The sequence below is a fragment of the methanotrophic endosymbiont of Bathymodiolus puteoserpentis (Logatchev) genome, assembly GCF_900128525.1.
Classification (GTDB): Bacteria; Pseudomonadota; Gammaproteobacteria; order Methylococcales; family Methylomonadaceae; genus Methyloprofundus.
Window position 1 is genome coordinate 1 of sequence record NZ_FQTQ01000079.1, and the last position, 21,700, is coordinate 21,700.

Below are 21,700 nucleotides of genomic sequence, written 5' to 3' on the forward strand. Positions count from 1 at the left end.
TTCTCGCATCTGCGCTTCAATTTCTTTTGAGTAAGGTTTTATCTTGGGTCGATTTTAAATAAAGTTTATGAGTTGCATCATTATAATTCTTAAATTGAACTTGCCTAAATTAATTTGTGCTCATTCCATAGGTAAGCGCAATTTTAACTCCGCTATGCTTAATTTTTTATCGCGATCAGGAACCTCTTCATGACAATAGGTGCATTGTTTTTTCTTAATTTCGCCGTGCTCATCGAGCAGGATATGAATATTCTCACGCTGAGTCTTTTGCTCATCATGACATTGATAGCAAAGCCCTGTAAGGTTTCGGTAATGCCCACCGACTAGAAAGTCTGCCGCTTCTTTATCAACTTCATCGATAGGCGTTTTATCTATATCTTTTAAGCCATGACAAGTAGCACAAATTAATTCACCTTTATCACCCAGTTTAAATTTATTCGGCACCTTAATAGCATCAGAAGGCTTAACGCCAACAATATGATGAAAAGGAGGCAATTCTATTTTATCTTCCGCCATTAAAGGGCTTACTGCTAAAGCTGCTAGTGCCAATATGTAGGACAAATAGCGCATCATAACCCTGTTTGCGCAGCCATGCCATGCACATGACAGACTCGACAATCCGAACTCACTTGATGTACACCCGATAAACCGTTACCCGTATCTTCATCTCCTTGCTCTACGATATCGCTCATTTGATGGCAGGTAACACATAGCTGCGAATAATCACCATTCAGGGGCACATTAATCAGCACTGGCTGTAAGCGCAGCCCAGCCTTTAACTGCTTCATTCCCGCATCCGTACGATCAACAATCAATTTTGTATTATGCGTACCATGCATTGCATGACAATCCGTGCAATCAACTACACTCGGATACTGATAATGACTACGCAAACCTGAATATGTCCGCTGACCACTCCCTTCAGGGTACCCATGCATATCAATAAACCGGTAATTCTTCTCCATCATGACTAAAGGATCACGCAAAAACCGAGGCTTCATTGCAAACCCAACTGGCTGATGATCTTCATTATGACAACGCAAACAGAATTCGCTATTATTTTGATATGGCAAATCAAGTCCTACCCCCTTAAAATGCGTTAAATCAACTGCCGGTTCAAATTTCTTATCCATGTCAGAATGATCATGACAAATGATACAGTTCTCATCTGTTAAGGGCGCATCTTGTTTAACTGTAAAGTTATGATTTTTCTCAGCATGTTGCAAAGGCGACTTAGGTAATCTCTCTGAGTTATGACAAACAATACATTCTCTCTGCACATTCGTACCATTTTGCCCATGACATCCCGTACAAGACCTATAACCTACATCTTGCACAATCCCTTTAATTGCTGGCACTGTTTTATGAATATTGCGTAACACATGGCAGTTAATACAATTACTTTGCCCCCATGCACTCCCATCCCCTCCATGTGTAGGGGTTAATAATATTTGATTGTTCGCTAATGACACATCCCGTGCAAATACAGGCTGAGTCGCCATATTTAGCCAAGCAAACAAAACAATAAAAATACAGAGTAATTTTTTAAACATAGTTATTGATTATGACAATCTTGGCAATAAAAACTGTTATGACATTTACTGCAATTCTCAGGCATCATGCGCGATTCCAAACCGTGTCGATTTATATAGTTCAAAGGATGATAGCCCGTTCCTAATGTATCTCGTCGAAAATGGCAATTGGTACAAAATTTACGATCTAAATGACAGGTTTCGCAAATAGCCGTGCCCTGCTTACTATCGGCTGCATGATTCTGAATATAACCTGAGTTATGATCCGCTGGCCAAATTTTCTTAGGATCATCATGACAAATATCACAGCGCCACGGCCCGCGCTTTTCATCGACATGGCAGTCATGGCAAATCCCCATTAACGGTTCATTAGCAATTACATTTAAGGGTTTACGCTTGGTTTCATCATGCTCGTCATTTTTCTGAAACGCATGACAAAGCAAACAACTGTCACCCTCTTCTTCCATAACTTCATAATGCACTTTATGTGGGTAATAAATATCACTACGCACATCACGTTTTTCCCACCAGGTTTTTTCTTTTTTATCGCCCGTTTCGGCAGCCACGCCCAAAACTGACACAAACAGCAAAAAGCTCGCTATAAACCAACGCATTAATGACTCACCTTTGCTTGAAAATTGTCAAAATACCAAGTGGCTTGTAAACCAACCAAGTACTCATTGTTTAAGCGCGAATTAACAATATAACTCCCCGCCAAATCCAGAAAAATATCACTATATAATTTATAACGAAATTTTAGCTCTGTCCCTGCCCCTCTATTTTTACCATATAGAGGACTGGTATCCCAAGAATAAGCCAAGTTCAAATTGAGTAATGAATTAGCGCCAATAGAATATTGACTACTAAAATACATGTTATAGGTGCTACTTTTGCCAAACTCAAGCATATCAAAGTCAGCTGTCACAACTAAATCACGGAAATAATTACTTTTTACCCCCATATCAAAACCATAGCCTATATCATGCTCAGACTTACGCGCCGCACGCTTCCCGCCTACATGATAACTAAACGTATCGGTTAATTGCTGATCAAAATTTAAACCTAATAAATCTTGTCGCCCTTGATAATACTGGCTATAAAATTTTTCTTTAAACGTAGGAAAAAAACCTTTAGGCTCATACAAAGAGTAATTAATACTGATTCGACTACCTTCAGTAATATCCAACATAAAATTCATAAATACTTGTTCAAAAACACCGCTTTCTGTTTCTAGCGTACTTGTAAAAGATAATTCATAAGCATGTAAAAAATCATTTTTAAATTCACCAGAAATAGTATTGGCTAGCGTTAATCGAGTTGAAGTATGATCATCATGAAATTGTTGAAAACCAAAACGCAACAACCACAGATCAATAGGTAAAATATTATTGCGCCAGTTAAGCTGTTGCTGACTCAGCATATCAACACCATACAACCAATCACCCGAAACTGAGCGCACATCTTCTTGTCGTGTTGGCCTGCCCCCATAGATACTAAAAGATAGGCCCTGCTCTGGAAGCTGGTATAACAAAGAAGCACCATCCAAGTTATAAAAGCCCAAACTATCTGAACGCTGAAAGCGACCCGCTTTTATTGTGCTATGCCACTCTTTTATCTGTTTTTCCGCATACAACTGATAAATATCACCTTGAAAACCATATTTACTACTTTCACGCGCCACAAAATCTATTGCCGTTCGCCAACCATCATGATCGAAAGCCTCAAAACTACCCCATACTTCACCTAATACCTGAGGGTGATCAACATAGCGCGTATAGCGGTTATCGGCCTGTACTTTTGACTTTAGCACACCGCTCCAATTCCAAGCACTGTATACATTAGATGCAGGCATTAACAAACAGATAGATAAAAAAAAAGCTTTCAACTTCATGACAAGGTCAGGTCTCAGATTATTTATTCTTGATTATAAAAATCATCGCCTTGGCGTTTTTTTAGCATTGCCCAGCCCACTAAAGAACCTAGTGCAACGACACAACCACCACACACTGCACACCGACCTTGTTGCGGAATAGTACAGCTTGATGAAGTTAGCAGATGACCCGCCGCTATGCCCGCACCAAACATCCAGGGCATCGTTTTATCCAATAAGGTACTGGTGTCACTTTCTTGCGCTAATTCACTTATTTTCTTCATTACTTTTCACTTTCCTAATAAAACAAAAGGAGCGCCCTTTGCAGAGCGCTCCTTTTAGAAACAGAGTCCTTAAAATTAATCCATCACATCAGGCATCTACAATAGTCAATTAACCCTATCCGCTCTTAATACAAAAATCGCAAGTTTATAAAATCCCTCCAAAACCAACGATTAACGTCATCCTTCCCTAGCCATCATCCTTGATTACACCCCTTAGCATTAAGCTAAGGTTCGTCGTCCATTTTTCCCGAATAAATCTCCTTGTTAATTCACCTTTTACTTATTCCTTTATCTTCCTAAAAAGCCAAAACTCATCCTTTTGCTTTGCAACAACTCTCCTTTGTCTGCTTGCTTATACTGCTTATCCAAACAGCTCCCTAACTCCCTGCACAGCATCATGCCCTGCTTTTTCCCTATAAGTTCCTTCTTCTGCATATACACCTTATGCGCTTTTATATCTTCTGCATTTAATCAAAAAATATAAATATCCTTATATTTTATAAAGCACAAGTCATGCCATAAAAAAAATCCTTAGAAATAAGTAACTTTACTTACCGAACAAACGCTTCTTAATAAAAAATAAGGCATATAACACATTTAACTGTGTTATATGCCACGAATATGTATTTCATACAGCCAGGACTAAACTCCCTCAGACTAAATTTATGTCATGACACTTATATTTAAAGGAACCTTAAAGGAATGAACTTACCCGATTGAGAGCCTCACTGCCATTAAGTTAAGAGTAATACAATAAATGGGGCGCAGTGCTTTAGCCTGCCTTCGTAGCCTAAAATAGCAGGCTAAAGCACTGCGCCCCGATAAGCCCATTCTTTACAGCCAAATTATAATGATTGGGTATGAACATTTTATGAGATTCCTAACGCCTCATTTTTAAGGAATGAAGTGCGTTATTTACGTGATGCTCTTAACACTCCAGATACCCACAGACAATAAAAGAGGTACCCATTTTAATTAGGCAAAAAAAAGGAGCGATAAAATCGCTCCTTCTCTTAATCAGTAAAACCAAGCAAAGCTTGACGACAAAACCCAATCACCTCTTATACGATAAAGAAGCCTATCTTGCCGCCAAGCGAATAATTCGCTTGGCGAACTTTTCTAAGTCATTTGCAATGCCTTACTTATCAGCAATAACAAAATAACCTAGCGAATCCGTTTTCAAAATAACGAACCCTTCACCACTATCATTCGCAGGCTGTATCATTAAGATATTTTCTGCAGGAAGCATCGTAACCGCAGTGACCGCCATATCAGCCGTTACTACGTTAACTGAAGCAGTGCTAGTAGCAGTCCCTTTGTAGGCCACCTTGACGTACATAGGCGCACCATTAAGCGACTTCACAGACGTTTTAGTACTATCCTGAACATCAAAATAGAAGACATCAGAACGTAGTTTGCCATAATTACGCGCATCAAGGATACCTTGCACCCCTGATTCAGCACCATCCACTTTACCCATGATACCGCGGTAAGTTGGAAATAAGATACTATTCACCGTATTACCATCAATAACAGCAACCATATTACGCAAGCTTACGGCACCCTTATTAACATTAAACAAATAGCTATTTGGACTAACAAAGTCAGCCGCCATCTTAGCCCCAAGCTCAGATCCTACCGACGCCATTAGGCTCTCAGTAGATATTGCCTTAAATTTACCCAATATCTCACTAGAACTTGAGTTTTTCAGCAAAGACATAAACGGGTCAATTTTGGTCGCATACAAAATATCAGCTACGTTCTCTGTAATATCACCATTTTCTTGTAGCTTCATATAAGGCAATTCAAGCGTAACAATACCTTCCTCAACTAATCGAACATCAGGCAAGGTAGTTATCGTTTGGACATTTGCAGCCCCCATAATGCCATCCTGCGACAATAATGCGCTATACGCACCACTTTGCTTACGAGCATGACACTCTTCACATTGCACTGAACTTGTAGAAGGCCTAGTATTATGTGATATCACATACTCATTTGACTCCGACCACATCATCGTCGTATTAGGATTAGTGTATCCTATTTTAGACAGTAAGCTGTCGTAAGCTGTTTTCACAGCAACAAAGGCTTCATAAGTATCAGGTCCCTTAGCTCTTCCACGTTTATCCACACCAACGCGACCTAGCTCTGCACCACTTATAGGGTCAACAATAGAGCCATAAAGATTACCTTCCGCATCAGTAGTTTTAACAAAGATTGAATTACGCTCTGTTTTACTTAAAACACGACCTGTCGTTTTATCCAACCAGCGATAGCGTAAACGTGGATTATACGGCATCATCTTATACTTACCATCTTCAGCCTGACGGTAACGATACATAATCTGAAGTTTAGCACCTCTTCTGCCTGTTTTAGATGAAATATGACAAGCTTGGCAAGCAACAACATCAAAGTGAGTCTGAGTAATCCGCGTTAAAGTCTTTTCACTATAACCCGCCATATACCCCTTACCTTTCCATAGCTCACGATGCGCTGCTAATTGCGAATCATGGCCGGAGGGAATAATAGGGTTCTTTGAATTAACATGACAATATTCACAAGACTTTGCATCTGGCGCATAATCTAAATCATTACGCACATCCATATCTGAATTTCCTTTAGGAAAATCATGATTGGCATTCAAATCAACACTATCTAACTTAGATTTGAAATATTGCTTAGAATGACAGGCATTACAATTATTAATCGTACGTTTCTCACCATTACTATCGGTAAACACCTTACCTTTATGCACATCATCTTGGTAATCTTCCTGTATTGTTCCACCATCCTCTTTACTAAGCTCTGTCTTTCACTACCGTACACTTTTTAAAACAGGTATTGCCAAGCATGAAAAAGGTGATAATGTAAAAATTTTTCATTGAGAATACCTTATAATGTCAGACTCTTACAATATTTACCGTACTATCTATAGCGCTCTTCAGAAGGCTTGGGATTTTGATCCCAGTAAACGTCAAAGTAACAGCTTAAATATTTTAACAGGCTTTATCTGCGGCATTGTACAGAGTAAATCTGTTAAGTTAGCCAATGTGGCAGGTGATATTCCAGGCTCCAGCAAAGAAGAAAGCCAAATCATGCGGTTGCGTCGTTGGCTAAGTAATGAAAAGGTAAGCGTTGATTTATTTTATTTACCTTTTATAGAGGTGCTTATTAAGTGTTTAGCCAAACAAACGCTCGTGCTTGCTATTGATGGTAGTACGACAGCGAAAGGTTGTATTACATTAATGGTCAGTATGATTTATAAAGGCAGGTCTCTGCCATTACTGTGGGTAACCCGTCAAGGTAAAAAAGGGCATTTCCCTCAGGATATGCATATTGAGCTGATTAAATCAGTTCAGGCGATTATTCCAGAAGGGACGGCAGTTATTTGCTTGGGTGATGGAGAATTTGATGGGGCAGATTGGCTGAAAACCCTTAGTGATTATGGCTGGGAATATGCGTGCCGAACAGCTAATAATGCGGTACTGTATGAAAATGGTGAGGAGTTTACCTTTAAAGATATTTGTCCCGAACAAGGTGGTATGACTGAAATACCGGCAGTTGAATTCACTCGCAAACGCAGTATTATCGTCAGGGCGGTTGTTTATTGGGGGGAAAAATATAAGGACCCTATTTACTTAGTGACTAACCTCCCTACAGGGGGTGAAGCATTTAATTGGTATCGAAAACGTTTCCGTATAGAAACCCTTTTTTCAGATCTTAAAGGCCGAGGGTTTAATTTACAGAAAAGTGGGTTAAGAGCCCCAGAGCGAGTTTCTCGACTTATTATAGCGGCAGCTTTAGCTTATATATGGATGGTTTATTTAGGGGAGCTGACGAAGAAAAAGGGCTGGGATAAAATTATCCATCGCAAAGATCGTTGTGACTTGAGCTTGTTTACACTGGGAATGCGGTTATTAAAGCGCCTGCTAAGAGAAGAAAAAGCACTTCCTCAGTTCTGCCTCGCTTTATCGGGTAAGGCTTTGCTGTAAGGTAGGAAAAAGTGTACGGTAGTGAAATCTTTCATATCAAAAATCAATGGTCTTACCCCAGAAATCCTTTTTATTTGGTGTTTAATTTCTTTTTCACCAAATCTATATGCAGCAGTAAATTATAGACCTGGTCTGCATAAGATAATGGCGTTTTAACTTTATTTACCTCATTTTCAATTTTTTTCAAATCCTGATTTAAGTTATTAATTTGTTCTGCTGAAAGCGGATGTTGGTGGATTGCATCATCTACTCGCTGAAGGTCGTTATACCAGCGATAAATTTTTGAGCGAATGCGCCAGCGGTAAAGCGGTGGCATTATTTTACCCAGCGGAATAAGCAATGCTAATAAAGGAATGATCATTACAATCATACGGTCAATAAAGACTGCGGGCCAAAAAGGAAGGTAGCGCATCAAAAAGGGAGGCCCTACTTTGTAAAAGCGCTGAGCTACTTCGTTAATAGGGAAGGCCGTAAACTGTTCAGAAGGAAAAGCATCAGCAGCTGAAAAAAGGCTGGTTTTATGGTGAATGGAATCGGCCGCTCTTAGCAGTAATACAATTAGTGCAGAATTAAAGTCTTCATTCACGACTAAATTAGCGGTGGGCGACAGTAAATTAACAGACTGCGGTGGAAAATTATTTTCCAGATCAGCAATACCTTCAGGTAATGTTATTTTTGACAAGTAGGGAAGTAGGCGGGTATAAGCATCAAGGCGGCTTAATTGCAATAGCTTAACTTTATCGTTGTGAAGCAGTTTCTGCACGGTTTCTGAATCGCCAGAAGCAACCATTAACGCAACATCGCATTGGTCTTGAGCAAGTGCGGTGGCTGCATCACTTGCAGGAAGTGGTAGCAACTTGGCCGATAGCGGATCAATATGGTTAAGCCGTAATAGTTCTGTTGCCAATACACGTGTGCCACTGCCTTCTTTTCCGATTGCAATGCGCAGTCCAGATAAATCAGTTAGCTTTTCGGCAATAATGTCTTTTTTTATAAAAATCCACAGAGGTTCATAATAAAGGCTGCCTAATGATTGAAAGGTGGCTTCATTATTGCCTGTACCTCCTTGGATAAAGGCAATATCGGCCTGAGCTTTTAATAAACGGCTAATATTTTCTTTAGAGCCGGAGGAGGTAAGAATTTCAAGCTCTATGCCTTCTTTAGCAAGCTCCGCCTGGTATTGCTGTGCTAATTTATAGTAGGTACCAGTGCTGGAGCCTGTGGTGATTACAATTTTTTTAGGCGGAGGAGGCGAGACAAACTGATAGGCTACCCAGAAACCGGCAATAATTAATAAAATGGCTGGCCCTAGAGTGACCAGTAGTTCTTTATAAGGTTTTTTTGAGTTACTTTTAGACATTAATTTAGCTTTAGTTACTGTGCATTATGATGATTCTATCAACTGCTGAAGATTATAAATAATTTCAGCAACATTTTATACTGCATAGGGCTTACACATTGATGGTGGGGTTGGATTTTAGCAGAAGGTTATGCGCTTATTATACGAATTCAGGAAATTTGAAATAATGCTATTAAATAAGCCCCTTTATAATGCCTAATTTTAAGCTACTGATTCTGCCAGTGCGATGCAAATAGGCTCAGCCGTTCCAGAGCGTAAAAGCTTGTAAAACTCTCCTCTGAATCCGTCAAGGTATAGAGGAGAATAAAATGAGAGAATGGTAAAGTTAGTCCCATGCAAGGTGGTATTGTAGCTGCCACACAGTAATCGTACCTAAATATTGAAAAAAGGCAATATAGGGTGCTTTGAGAAAAATATTAGGAGGGAAGAGCTCGTAATATTGGTTAGTTAATCAACAATATATTTCTTAGCGGTACGTCGGTCTAGTTGGGTGATTCTAGCGACGGCTTCATAACTATTGTGGCGCTCATAAAGAAAGCGACAATAGTTTTGTAGTAGCGACTGAGCACTGGATTCGCCTGAGTTTTCAATTAAAATAAATTGCTTGTGATTGCCCTCTTGCTTGAGCTGTTGCATAAAAGGGTAGTTTCCAGTTAAGCAAATACGCCGTATGCATTGCTCCAGCTCCCTCACATTGCCCGGCCAAGCATAGTGCTTAGGCGCAGTGATATGAATATGCTTGGCAATCCGTGAGACTAAATGTGGTGCGGGAGTGTCAGTAACCCGCTTAAGTAAACTGGCGATTAAATGTTTTAGTTCTTCAGGGTTTTCCTGTAAGCGCTGTTGTAAGCTAGGTACTTCGATCACGTCGGAGCATAAGCGATAATATAGGTCATCTCTAAAATGCCCGTCTTTGCGTAGTTGTTCAATATTGCGATTAGTCGCGCTGATCACTCTTCCAGAAAAACGCATTTTTTCATGACTGCCCACTGGGCAAAAAGTTCTATCCTGAATAACATTGAGTAATTTTACTTGGGTGGGGATGTCTATATCACCAATCTCATCAATAAAGACTGCACCATGTTCGCTGCAACGCGCAAATAAGCCTTGATGATGCTCAATAGCACCTGTAAATGCCCCTTTTTTATGACCGAATAATTCTGACTCTAATAAGGAGTCAGGGTACTGTGCTAAATTGATTGCTTGAAAAGAGCGAGTGAAGCTTTCTTTAAAGCAGCGTTTAGATAAATTAAAAGGGATAAAGCCCGAACAGCCAATACTATGAGCAACTAAACTTTTACCTGTACCGGTTGCGCCGAGCAATAGCGTGGAAAAGTCTTCCATTTTTCCACATAAATAATCCATATACCACTGGGGATTAAACGTGAAAATATTATTCCACAAACGCATTCGCAATTCGATAATTGATGGGCAATCACCTGAAATCGCAGTGCTAATAAAATAAAATCCACGATGTAACTGGTAAAATAAAGCAATGAAGTTTTCTGTTTCAGGAATGCTGAAATTAGCGTGCTGAAAGCATTGGCTTAAGGCTTTGGCGCAGGGTAGTTCAATCGGTTTATCACCCGCTAAGCGCTGATCTTCAATAAATTGATTAAATTGCGTCTGAAATTCATGGAATTGATAAAACAGCCAAGCGAATTTTATGTGTTCTTGAGTGCTGCCTTGGTAATCCGTAATACGGAAATTATTGAGTGGCAATTGTTCTAGCAGTAGCGCCTGAATTAGCTCACTACGCTGATAGATATCTAATGTGCCTAGTGAAATATTAAGTAGTGCACAGTCCTGTCGCTCTCTTTCTTGGCTAAATGGATTGGTAAAAGCTAGCTCAGCGATTTGTTTAAAAAAGGCGCGTTGTTCAGGAGGTGGTTTTTGCATAAGTCGAGTGCGAGTAGTGGTGAGAACTTCAGGTGTTTTTATGGCACTTACTTTAATAAACGGCACTATGATCGCCGATGTTGATTAGAATGATTTGTTCATCTTTTATTAATAATTCCAAGGTAATTCGGTAGGAAAGGTTGATAGAGATGGAGTGCAAATGCTTTAGTTCTCCTTGTAAAGGGTGAAGGTGTAAAGATGGATGTGTAGGGTTAATTTCTAGTAGCTGTAAAGTCTTAAGGTATTGATTTTTTAGCTCAGGATGCCGTTTTATAAAGCACAAAGCTCGGCGGCCGTATTGTTCGGTGAAAATTAAGCGGTAACTCATTCCATATTTTCCAATCGAGTCAAATGCGCTTCCGCTGACTCTTCAATATAACGTCCCGCTTCCATGTCGGCTTTGGATTCAATGATGGCAGTGCTCAGTTCGCATTCTCGTAAATATTGATAATGTGCAAGGTCCATTACTACAAAGCGTTGCTTGCCACGGACGGAAATAACAGCCTCAGTTTGTTGGTCTAGTGCTGATTGGATTATGGATATGCCTTTAGTTTTTAAATCATTTGCAGTGATATTATTCATTTGCTATCTCCTTAATAGAGCTTAAATAGTACCCTTAATAGTGTGATTAATAAAGCAGTAAAGGTGTTTTGTTTTTAAAAGGTTTTATAGGTCAATATATGTATGTGGTGTATTCATAAAATGTACATTTGTTTTAAAGTTAAATAACTTATCTATTTGATTTTTAATGATAAATATAGATGGCACGGTGATTGCTATAGTGAAGATGACTTTACACTAAACAGGATAATCACTATGAACAGTTTAAAACGCATATTTCTCAGTCTTAAAGGCCAAATTGATCATGTAGCTGATGAGTTTGAGAACCATGAAGCATTAGCAAGTGCAGCGCTTCAAGATTTACAAGCGATTGCTAGTAAAACACGCTTACATTTACATCGTGTTAGCAAAATGTCAGAGCAATACCAACAGCAATTAGCAAAACAACAAGAGCAAGTGTATTTATGGTCTGAAAGAGCGATCAAAGTACGTGCGGAAGATGAGCAAAAAGCTTTGCAATGCGTCAAACGTTTACGCGTAGCACAGCAACAGGTAAATTTGCTTGAACAGCAATATCAACAAAGCACTGCGCAAGAAGAAAAAGTACGCGATGATTTGAGTGCTATTTCTGAGCAATTGTGGGTTTTGAAAAATAAAAAAGAAATCTTAGCCGCTAGACAAAATAGGGTCGGCATACAGCGTGAACATCAAGGTGACTCTATGCAAGATGTGCAAAGTGTTTTTGAACGCTGGGAAGGGGCGGTTGTGAGTACGGAATATGAAATACCGGATGCGACTGTCGATACTGATAATTTTGCGAATGAATTTGAGCAGGAAGAGGATCAGTTAGCCTTAAAAATGATGTTAGATGAGCTGACTGAAACCAGCCAAACTCCAGCAACTAAAAACTAGGAGACGATCATGTATGCAATTGAAACCCAAGAAATGCCTGACCAAGCGTTTGAACAAACAGAGGTATTAAAAAACAGCAAAAGCATGACTGCTAAAATTACCACTTATTTACGCTGGGTGGGTTCTGTATTGATTGTACTTTCGGCCATCAGTTTTATGCTACAAGGACATGATGAAATATTACCCGCTTATCGTTATTGGATCGGTTTAGGGCTAACTTTATTATTGTGTGGCGGTGGTTTGGTTTGTGCCTATTTATTTCATGAAACGAAAGGCGCGCGGATATTTTTTGGTTTGGGTACGGCTTTTTTATCCGTTCAAGTGTCACAAGTTAGTGCCATGATCTATGCATACTGGCATGGTCGGGATGCTTTACAGCCAGAATATACTTGGTTGCAATTTATGGAGGTGAGCCCTACTGTCATTGTGATTGACCTTGTCATTACTGGCTTATTATTATTCATAGTGAGCTATGCCAGCTATTCTATATTGGCGCGTAAATACCTTAAAACGCTTTTAACTGCATCAATTATCGGTAGTGTGTTATTGATCATTCCAGTACGCGATGCGACTTTTGTGCCGTTGATTGTTGCAGGGTTATTTGTCTTTTTAAGGCGGACGGAACAGTATTTACATAATGATAGTAGCATGCGTTTAGCTGAAGGTATGGCGGCTAGAGTTTTGGTGAGTTTACCTTTATGGATTATCGTTGGCCGTAGTTTATTGCATCCCGCTTCTTATTTATTAGCGGTTGTTGTTTCTGCTATCGTGCTTGTGTATTGTATTTACGATATTAAACGCTATACCCAATCGGCTTTTATAACTTATATTTCTCAGTGGGTCGGTACTTTGGCCGCGATGGCTATCTGGGTGATTGTCTTAGCTGAATTTGGAGTTGTTGGCGATCAGTTAAGTGCTTTATTGCCGGTTGCTATTATTTTATTCGCTTTGTCAGGGCAGGTGAGTTATCACGCACGTTTGTACCGTTTAGTCAGCGCCTTAATGACGGTAGCTTTAACGTATGCCGCTATGTTAGATGGACAAACAATGGCTCCAGTGATTACTATTGCGGCGGGTATGTTGTTGACCATTGCAGGTATTAAGCACCGGGAAAAAGCGCCGTTTATCATGGGTAATATTTGTGTTTTAGGTGGTTTCTTATTTTACTGGGAATATGCGGTTAACTTTTACTCTAGTGCGCCGTGGATCAGTTCTATCGTATTAGGTTTAGTAGTGATCTTATTGGCTTCGTATATAGAAAACAAAGAGAAGCAAATTATGGCAAAATCACGATATTACTTTAATGAATTGAAAAGTTGGAATTAATATACCGGACTACTGCTGAGCTAATAGTTTGATCAACTTGTGATTTTAATTGCTCTGTTACAGTGGACTATTCTAAGGTAGGATGTAAATTATCAATTTAGGATGGACTTTAGTCCACACCATGGAATGTTCTCAGGTAGAATTTTTGGGTGAGGTAACGAGGTAAAATACCATTAAATTTAAGATCAAGTGTATTCATGCAAATACAACCCACATTTAAACCCGCATGGTGGCTAAATAATCCACATTTGCAAACAATTTATCCTTCTTTATTGCGTAAACCACCGGAACCTGTTGTAAAACGCGAACGTTTAATGACTGAGGATCATGATTTTATTGATATAGATTTTTGTGGTGTAGGTAAGCAGCCTCTGGTTATTTTATTGCATGGCTTAACGGGAAGTTCGCAGTCTGGTTATATTAAAGGTTTGCAGCAGGCATTGCTTGAGCAAGGACTGCGTAGTGCGGCGTTAAATTTTAGAGGGTGTAGCGGTGAATATAATAATTCATCACGTTGTTATCATTCTGGTGAAACTGGCGATATAGATTTTTTATACCGTACTTTACGTGCACGTGAGCCACAAACACCTATGGCGGCGGTAGGTTTTTCGATAGGGGGTAATGTTTTATTAAAATGGCTGGGCGAGCAGGGCAGTAATATTCAGCTATTTGCCGCCGTTGCCGTGTCTGTGCCTTTGGTTTTAAGTGCTTGTGCGACTAAGTTAGACAATGGATTTTCTAAAATTTATCGAGCCAGTTTATTACGTGAATTAAAAGATTATGTGCGCTTAAAGCAGGTGCACTTAGAATCTTTAGGTAAAACTGAGGAAGCTGAATTATTAAGGCGAATAGGTGATTTGGAGGATATTAAATCGTTTTGGCAATATGATGATCGAGTGATTGCTTCTTTGTATGATTTTGCTAATGTAGCAGATTATTATCAACGATCTAGTTCTCGACAATTTTTACAAGCGATTAGGGTGCCAACTTTATTAATTCAAGCAGCAGATGATCCGTTTATGACTCCAGAAGTGATCCCTGAGTTAAAAGAGCTATCTGCTTCTGTTTTTTTGGAGATAACTGAGGCAGGGGGGCATGTAGGATTTGTTGCTGGGAATAATCCTTGGCATCCTGAGTACTGGCTAGAACGACGCATTCCTGAGTTTTTACTACGGCGGTTAGATTATGTATAAAATATGTTTTTTCGTGCCTGAGACTCATGTTGAGGCTGTAAAAGAGGCTTTATTTGCACAAGGAGCAGGACGAATAGGGGATTATGAGTGTTGCTCGTGGCAGACTTTAGGCACAGGACAATTTAAACCTCTGCAAGGGAGTCAGCCTTTTCTGGGAAGTACAGGAAAAATTACTCAGCTTGCAGAATATAAAGTGGAAATGGTATGTGCTGAAAAACTAATTAAGCCCGTTGTCAGTGCATTATTACTCGCACACCCTTACCAAGAACCCGCTTATGAAGTGTATAAAATATTAACAGCTGAAAACTTTAGTGATTACCATTGATCAAGTTCGATAATTAAACAATAATTGCATAAGGAAAGAAATGAATACGTTAGAGGCAATACAGGCGCGTAGATCAGTTAAATATTATGATGTTAATCATCAGATGACAGAAGTAGAAATCAACCAGCTACTTTCTTTAGCGATGCTTTCACCGACAGCGTTTAATATTCAGCACTGGCGCTTTGTCAATGTGACTGAGCCGGAATTAAGACAAAAAATTAGAGCTGTAGCTTGGGATCAAGCACAAGTAACAGATGCTTCTTTATTTTTAGTGATTTGTGCAGATTTAAAAGCATGGGAAAAACAGCCTGAACGCTATTGGAAGAATGCCGATCAAGCGGTGCAAGATTTTATAGTGCCTGCGATTGACCAGTATTATCGAGGTAAAGATCAAGTACAAAGAGATGAAGCAATGCGCTCATGTGGTATTGCCGCGCAAACTTTAATGCTGGCTGCTAAAGATATGGGTTACGACTCTTGCCCGATGGATGGCTTTGACTTTGAGCAAGTAGGGCAACTCATCAATTTACCAGAAGATCATGTGATTGCGCTGTGTTTAGCGGTAGGTAAAGGTGTGCAGGCCGCTAGCCCGCGAGCTGGTCAACTGGCTAAAGATGAAGTTATTGTCCTGAATCGGTTTGCAGCGTTAGATTAAGCATTCAGGAGAGCTTTTTTGAAAATATAGACACTATTTCTTATTCAATGTTAACCTTAAAAGTTATGTGACCTATTTAAGGTTTAGTCACCGAGTATCTCACTAGCATATTACTTTGTTGTATTCACGCTATGGTAAGAGTGATTTCGCTTGAAAGTAATGAATCGTTTTAACTAAAAAATGGCATCCATCTCCATGAATAAATTATATGAAATTTCCGCCGGATCGCCGTACCCTATAGGTACGCGAATTAAATCTAATGGTGTTAATTTTTCCATTTTTAGTCGTCATGCAACAGCGGTTGAGCTTTTACTATATGCTAGTTCTACCAGTCTCAAACCTTTTCAGGTGATTCCTTTAACGGCAAAAATGAATAAAACATTTTATTCATGGCATGTACTTATTCATGAGCTACCAAGAGGCACTTGGTATACATGGCGTATGGATGGGCCATGTAATACTTCGGAAAGTGGGCTTTGTTTTGATAAGGAAAAGCAATTATTAGACCCTTGGGCGCGTGCGATCAGTGATAAATTGTGGCAGCGAAGTGTAGCCTGCTTACCAGGTGATAATGGTCATGCCGCTATGCGTAATTTAGTGCCTGATGAACGTTATGAGTGGGAAGGGGATACTCCTTTTTCTTATAAAAGTGAAAATGCTATTATTTATGAGTTACATGTGGGAGGTTTTACTAAACATAAAATGTCTGGGGTGCAACACCCTGGCACTTTTTCAGCTTTAATTGAAAAAATACCTTACCTTAAAGCCTTAGGTATTACCCATGTTGAACTAATGCCGGTCATGGCTTTTGATGAGCAGGATGTGCCTAGAGGTACGGCCGAACTTGGCTTGAAAAATTACTGGGGATACAGTACGCATAGCTTTTTTAGTCCACACCCTGGTTATTGTGTAACGCCCGAACAAGGTACGCATTTACAGGAATTTCGTGATTTAGTGAAAGCACTGCATAAGGCTGAAATTGGCGTTATTATGGACGTAGTATTTAATCACACGTCAGAGGCAGGTGAAGATGGGCCGATCATTAATTTCAGAGGGCTGGGTACGGATATTGTTTATCATTTAGATGCTCATGATAAAAGTAAGTTTCGTGATTATACGGGGTGCGGTAATACGGTAAATGCCAACCACCCCGTTATCGCTAATTTTATTATTGGCTGTTTGGAATATTGGGTCAGAGAAATGCATATTGATGGTTTCCGTTTTGACCTTGCCAGTACGATGGCGCGCGGACAAAATGGCGAAGTGCTACAAGACCCACCTGTTTTATGGGGGATTGAACTATCCGAACAGCTGGCTAAAACTAAATTAATCGCTGAGGCTTGGGATGCTGCTGGGCTCTATCAAGTTGGCAGCTTTCCAGGGTATCGCTGGGGTGAATGGAACGGTAAATATCGTGATAGTATGCGTTGTTTTCTTCGTGGTGATAAAGGCATCATTTCAGAAGTGGCAACGCGGCTTTGTGCAAGTAGTGACCTGTACCAACATCAAGGCCGATTACCGATCAACAGTATTAATTTTATTACTTGTCATGATGGTTTTACACTTAATGATTTGGTGAGCTATAACCATAAACATAATTTAGCTAACGGTGAAGACAACCGCGATGGTGGTAACCATAATTTCAGCTATAACTGTGGTGTTGAAGGTGAAACTGACGATACTAGAGTCTTGGCATTACGTAGAAAACAGGCAAAGAATGGGGTTGCGTTATTATTATTGAGCCAAGGTGTGCCTATGTTGCTTGCCGGTGATGAAGTGCTTAATACTCAGCAAGGTAATAATAATGGTTACTGCCAAGATAATGAGTTAACTTGGTTTGATTGGAGCTTAACTGAGAAAAATGCAGATATGCTGCGTTTTGTTCAGCAAATGATCGCCTTACGTAAGCGACATAAATCTTTAATGCGACGTCGTTTTCTAACAGGTGAAAAAGTTGCAGGGCGGCATATTGCAGATATTCAATGGTATGGTGCTGATGGTGAGCCGCAATGGTTAGATCCTGAGGCGCAAGTACTCGCTTTTACATTGGCAGCCGTTGATAAGCAAGAGGCAGATTTACATGTTATTTTGAATATGTCAGAAGCAGAGTTGGTGATGCATTTACCAATCATTGAAGGGCGTGAGTGGTATCTCGCTATTAATACAGCGTTAAGTTCGCCTCTAGATATAGTTCTGCCAGACCAGCAAGTGCCTTTAGGGCATCATGATTATTTAGTGTTGCCTAGGTCAGTTGTGGTTTTTGAGGGGCGCTAATTCTAGCACAGAAACCTCGAATTATACTTTAAGTAGAGAGGCTTTAGTCGCGATAATGGCATACCCGGTCGTGGCTCAGCTCTTCCTCTACAGAACAGGTTAAGTAAACAGTAAACTATTTTTTTTGCGCTGTATAAGTAGACGTATAGCCAGCGACGTCACTGTTTTCATAATACTGAATAAGGACAAAAAGATACCTTGGAATATATAAGTTATAAAGCTCTTATTCTTTAGCTGACTGTGAAATAAACTGAGTTTCAAGAAATCGGTTACACAAACTGGCTACCGTTTCTTGCTCATGTAAAATAAAATCCACAAAAGCTTGTGCTGCGGGTGATAAGCGTTTACCGTTATGATGAACAACATACCAGTCACGCATCAGAGGGAAACCCTGAACATCCAATTCTATTAGGCTATTTGTTGCCAATTCCAGCGTAATACTGTGGCGTGAAAGTGCTGAAATGCCGAGGTCTGCTATAACGGCTTGTTTAATGGTTTCACTACTGCCGAGTACCATGCTGGGCGATAATTTCATTTGTTGGGAAGATAAGAAATCTACCAGTGCCTTACGTGTGCCAGAGCCCTGTTCACGAAAAATAAAGTCATATTTAAGTAATTCACTGACAGGAATATTTTTTTGTGTTGCTAAGGGGTGGGATGGACTTGCTGTGATAACGATGGGATTATCAATAATGGGGTAATAGGTTAGTGGCAATTCTTTAGGTATTAATCCCATGATGATTAAATCATCTTCATTATTTTTCAAACGCTGAATAATTTGTTTGCGATTAACCACGTCCAGATATAGACTAATCTTAGGATAGAGTTTATGAAAAGCACCTAATAAGTGTGGTGTGAAATATTTTGCACTCGTTACAGCAGATAGGTGAAAATCACCTTCTAACTGACCTTTCATGGCACTCAATTTCATATCCATATTATCAATTTGGGTAAAAATATCCATGCAAAACGCGTTAAACTCTTTACCCGCTGAGGTAAGAAAAATCTGTTTACCTATTTTTTCAAAGAGAGGTAAACCTAAATTTTCTTCTAGTTGTTTAATTTGAATGCTGATGGCTGGCTGCGTCAGGTTTAATTTATTGGCTGCAGCCGAATAATTCATCAAAGCAGCGACTTGCTGAAATATTTTTAATTGGTGTAGTGTGGCGCGCATATTAGCTACTATAAGGAAAAATTAATACTATACATTAAATAAGTTAATTGTCTTTAATGAGATTGTTCAGATAACATATTTTAATTAAGGGGCAGTTTCTGCACCGGAAAACAATGAAGGCTATAAAGTCTTTTTTATTTAGTACCAAGGGTCAATATTATGTTAACCAAGATACTTATAGCGAATCGTGGTGAAATTGCGGTACGTATTATCAGAGCATGCCGAGAGTTAGGTATCCGCTCAGTGGCAGTGTATTCAGAAGCAGACCGTCATGCTTTACACGTTAAAAAAGCAGATGAAGCGTATTGTATTGGGGAAGATCCACTTGCAGGGTATTTGAACCCTCAGCAATTAGTCAATATAGCTAAATCAGTGGGGTGCGATGGTTTACACCCGGGCTACGGTTTTTTATCAGAAAATGCCTTGCTGGCTGAAATTTGTACTCAACAAGGTATCGCTTTTGTTGGTCCTAGTGCTGAAGTAATTAGTCGAATGGGGGATAAAACCGAGGCGCGTAAAAGCATGACTGCGGCGGGCGTTCCCGTTACGCCAGGTACGGATGGAAACTTGTCAGGATTGGATGATGCGCTAATTAAAGCCAGTGAAATTGGCTATCCTATTATGCTAAAAGCGACGTCAGGCGGTGGCGGTCGAGGTATTCGGCGTTGTGATAATGAACCTGAGTTACGTCAAAATTATGATCGCGTGATTTCTGAAGCAACGAAAGCTTTTGGTCGAGCAGATGTGTTTATGGAAAAATGTGTGGTGAATCCACGCCATATCGAAGTACAGATATTAGGTAACGGTGTCCGCAACAATACATAAGATGGTAGACATACATCAAATCTATGGGTGATAATAAGTTTCCTAAGGTGTAAAAACCAACTTTTACGGAATTCAATTGCACGAAAAAGTGGCGCTCAGAGGGAAGGACAGGCGTTCTAATTGATTGAAAATAATGCAAAAAAAGGCTTGACAGGTCGAATAGGATTTGTTTGCGTATTACCATTTATAATCAGTCACTTACGCTTAAATAATGTCAAAAAGATTAGATAGCTTGCAATCCACACTGATGGATAACACCGTTTTGGGAGAATGGTTCTTGCCCATGCAAAAAGCCCTAGATAAAGTTCGCTTTTCACGCCAAAAATATTCTGTACTCTCTGCTGAGTTTTTTATTTTATTAGGCTGCTTACGTCAATTTCAGGGAACAAAGATACTACGAGAACAAATTCAATCTTTATTCGACATTGATGACACCGCTGAAAAAGCCCCCTTAGCCCGCTCAACATGGTCAGATGCATTAGCCAATTCATCACGCAGCAAAATATTGAAACAGGCTGTCCAAGTCTTGGTGACTTCTGCAAGAAATGAACTGCCCGACAGGTTTTCGGGAAAAGAAGAGTTGGGGATGCGCTCTATTTTTGCCATAGATGCGAGTTATCAAAATGAATCAAGTCATTATCAACCGATTTATCCAGGCCAGGGTGGGACTGATAATAAGAAAGGGCACATGAATATGACGACCTATGATATGCGAGCAGGGATTGCCATTGATAGTCAGACAGAAACTCGCTCTATTGATGAAATGCGCTTTATCAAAGAAAGCTGGGAAGGTTCTCACTGGACTTGCAAAAAAAATGCACTTTTTGTGGTTGACCGCGCCTTTATTGAAGCGCGTTATTGGGATTTACGTAAAACAAAATACGATGTGACAGTGATTACACGAATGAAATCGACTTTCAAATATCAAATTCTTGAGGAAAGTCATGTTGAACAGTCGGCAGTTAATGAGAATATTGTGTCTGATAGGAAAATTCAACTTAATAGCTCAAAACAAGTTTGGCGATTAATACAATTCGTATCGCCTGACGGCAAAGTTTATGAATATCTCAGTAATGATTTTACATTGTCACCTGGTATGATTGCTTTTCTTTATCACCGACGCTGGGATGAAGAAAAATATTTTGATAATTACAAAACAGATATGGCTAATGCCAAAGCATGGGGGAAATCACCTATTGCTATTGAGCAACAAGCTTTATTGGCATTGGTTACACATATACTCATGCGCTTATTTCTAAATAAAAAGGGACAGGAGATGGGCTTGGAAGAAGACCATCAAACACAACAAAAACGCCATGAAGCAAAAGAAACCGCATACTGTATTGACTGGGAAGGCAATTATAATCGTGCTTTTTTTAGAAAACTATCTAAGATTACCAAACAAGCTTGGCGGTTCTTAAAAAACAATTTCCTAAAGAAAAGCGCCACATGGCTCTTTGAGCGCAAGCTCCGACCTGTTTTGATGGCATATCTGTAATAAAATGTCGGACACCGTTA

The 21,700-nt window shown here is 39.7% G+C and carries 19 protein-coding genes and 1 pseudogene; 9 read left to right on the top strand and 11 right to left on the bottom strand.

The genetic code is table 11. The features are described 5' to 3' along the window. Nucleotides 1–120: 120 nt before the first annotated feature. From BQ7314_RS06615 to BQ7314_RS06640, 6 genes are all read right to left on the bottom strand, one after another. Nucleotides 121–573: a cytochrome c3 family protein gene (locus BQ7314_RS06615; protein ID WP_174482915.1), complete on the bottom strand. Its 453-nt coding sequence runs from the start codon at nt 571–573 to the stop codon at nt 121–123. Further along, nucleotides 570–1,553 carry a multiheme c-type cytochrome gene (locus tag BQ7314_RS06620; protein ID WP_174482916.1) on the bottom strand — a complete coding sequence of 328 codons (984 nt, stop codon included), beginning with the start codon at nt 1,551–1,553 and terminating at the stop codon, nt 570–572. Before BQ7314_RS06620 ends, BQ7314_RS06615 begins: the two co-directional genes overlap by 4 nt. Nucleotides 1,554–1,555: 2 nt before the next feature. Further along, on the bottom strand, nt 1,556–2,146 hold the full coding sequence (locus BQ7314_RS06625; RefSeq protein WP_245394930.1) for a hypothetical protein: 591 nt from the start codon (nt 2,144–2,146) through the stop codon (nt 1,556–1,558). Beyond that, entirely contained in the window at nt 2,146–3,423 is a 1,278-nt protein-coding gene (locus tag BQ7314_RS06630) for a hypothetical protein (RefSeq protein WP_174482917.1), read from the bottom strand. The genes BQ7314_RS06625 and BQ7314_RS06630 overlap by 1 nt, the downstream gene beginning before the upstream one ends. Nucleotides 3,424–3,446: 23 nt before the next feature. Further along, nucleotides 3,447–3,686 carry a hypothetical protein gene (locus tag BQ7314_RS06635; RefSeq protein ID WP_174482918.1) on the bottom strand — a complete coding sequence of 80 codons (240 nt, stop codon included), beginning with the start codon at nt 3,684–3,686 and terminating at the stop codon, nt 3,447–3,449. A gap of 1,138 nt (nt 3,687–4,824) precedes the next feature. Then, entirely contained in the window at nt 4,825–6,441 is a 1,617-nt protein-coding gene (locus BQ7314_RS06640; RefSeq protein ID WP_174482919.1) for a hypothetical protein, read from the bottom strand. Between the two features lie 142 nt (nt 6,442–6,583). Here BQ7314_RS06640 and BQ7314_RS06645 point away from each other — a divergent pair, with 142 nt between their 5' ends. Next, nucleotides 6,584–7,678 carry an IS4 family transposase gene (locus BQ7314_RS06645; RefSeq protein ID WP_174482920.1) on the top strand — a complete coding sequence of 365 codons (1,095 nt, stop codon included), beginning with the start codon at nt 6,584–6,586 and terminating at the stop codon, nt 7,676–7,678. Nucleotides 7,679–7,748: 70 nt separating this feature from the next. On the opposite strand, the gene BQ7314_RS06650 is transcribed toward BQ7314_RS06645, so the two are convergent. The 4 genes from BQ7314_RS06650 to BQ7314_RS06665 form a co-directional block, all read right to left on the bottom strand. Beyond that, a complete protein-coding gene (locus BQ7314_RS06650; protein ID WP_174482921.1) occupies nt 7,749–9,038 on the bottom strand; it encodes a TAXI family TRAP transporter solute-binding subunit in 1,290 nt (429 codons plus the stop codon). Between the two features lie 447 nt (nt 9,039–9,485). Then, nucleotides 9,486–11,003 carry a sigma-54-dependent transcriptional regulator gene (locus tag BQ7314_RS06655; RefSeq protein ID WP_245394931.1) on the bottom strand — a complete coding sequence of 506 codons (1,518 nt, stop codon included), beginning with the start codon at nt 11,001–11,003 and terminating at the stop codon, nt 9,486–9,488. Next, on the bottom strand, nt 10,990–11,265 hold the full coding sequence (locus tag BQ7314_RS06660) for a type II toxin-antitoxin system RelE/ParE family toxin (protein ID WP_174482922.1): 276 nt from the start codon (nt 11,263–11,265) through the stop codon (nt 10,990–10,992). The genes BQ7314_RS06655 and BQ7314_RS06660 overlap by 14 nt, the downstream gene beginning before the upstream one ends. Then, on the bottom strand, nt 11,262–11,519 hold the full coding sequence (locus BQ7314_RS06665) for a type II toxin-antitoxin system Phd/YefM family antitoxin (RefSeq protein WP_174482923.1): 258 nt from the start codon (nt 11,517–11,519) through the stop codon (nt 11,262–11,264). Before BQ7314_RS06665 ends, BQ7314_RS06660 begins: the two co-directional genes overlap by 4 nt. Nucleotides 11,520–11,753: 234 nt before the next feature. On the opposite strand from BQ7314_RS06665, the gene BQ7314_RS06670 reads away from it, so the two are divergent. The 6 genes from BQ7314_RS06670 to glgX all read left to right on the top strand — a co-directional run bounded on the left by BQ7314_RS06670 (nt 11,754) and on the right by glgX (nt 18,183). Further along, on the top strand, nt 11,754–12,410 hold the full coding sequence (locus tag BQ7314_RS06670) for a PspA/IM30 family protein (protein WP_174482924.1): 657 nt from the start codon (nt 11,754–11,756) through the stop codon (nt 12,408–12,410). 9 nt (nt 12,411–12,419) lie between these two features. Continuing rightward, nucleotides 12,420–13,736, top strand: coding sequence for a hypothetical protein (locus tag BQ7314_RS06675; protein ID WP_174482925.1), 1,317 nt, complete (start codon nt 12,420–12,422; stop codon nt 13,734–13,736). A 197-nt stretch (nt 13,737–13,933) separates the two neighbouring features. After that, nucleotides 13,934–14,929: a hydrolase gene (locus BQ7314_RS06680; protein WP_174482926.1), complete on the top strand. Its 996-nt coding sequence runs from the start codon at nt 13,934–13,936 to the stop codon at nt 14,927–14,929. After that, a complete protein-coding gene (locus BQ7314_RS06685) occupies nt 14,922–15,254 on the top strand; it encodes a YqfO family protein (RefSeq protein WP_174482927.1) in 333 nt (110 codons plus the stop codon). The genes BQ7314_RS06680 and BQ7314_RS06685 overlap by 8 nt, the downstream gene beginning before the upstream one ends. Before the next feature lie 40 nt (nt 15,255–15,294). Next, nucleotides 15,295–15,909: a nitroreductase family protein gene (locus tag BQ7314_RS06690; protein ID WP_174482928.1), complete on the top strand. Its 615-nt coding sequence runs from the start codon at nt 15,295–15,297 to the stop codon at nt 15,907–15,909. A gap of 195 nt (nt 15,910–16,104) precedes the next feature. Further along, a complete protein-coding gene (gene glgX, locus BQ7314_RS06695; protein WP_174482929.1) occupies nt 16,105–18,183 on the top strand; it encodes a glycogen debranching protein GlgX in 2,079 nt (692 codons plus the stop codon). A gap of 223 nt (nt 18,184–18,406) precedes the next feature. On the opposite strand, the gene BQ7314_RS06700 is transcribed toward glgX, so the two are convergent. Continuing rightward, complete coding sequence (locus BQ7314_RS06700; RefSeq protein ID WP_174482930.1) at nt 18,407–19,357, bottom strand: LysR family transcriptional regulator; 951 nt, start codon at nt 19,355–19,357, stop codon at nt 18,407–18,409. A 159-nt stretch (nt 19,358–19,516) separates the two neighbouring features. On the opposite strand from BQ7314_RS06700, the pseudogene BQ7314_RS06705 reads away from it, so the two are divergent. Together BQ7314_RS06705 and BQ7314_RS06710 are read left to right on the top strand one after the other, a co-directional pair. Beyond that, a pseudogene (locus tag BQ7314_RS06705) lies at nt 19,517–20,173 on the top strand (biotin carboxylase N-terminal domain-containing protein); the annotation flags it as partial. A gap of 220 nt (nt 20,174–20,393) precedes the next feature. Next, nucleotides 20,394–21,680: a transposase gene (locus BQ7314_RS06710; RefSeq protein WP_174482200.1), complete on the top strand. Its 1,287-nt coding sequence runs from the start codon at nt 20,394–20,396 to the stop codon at nt 21,678–21,680. Nucleotides 21,681–21,700: the final 20 nt, after the last annotated feature.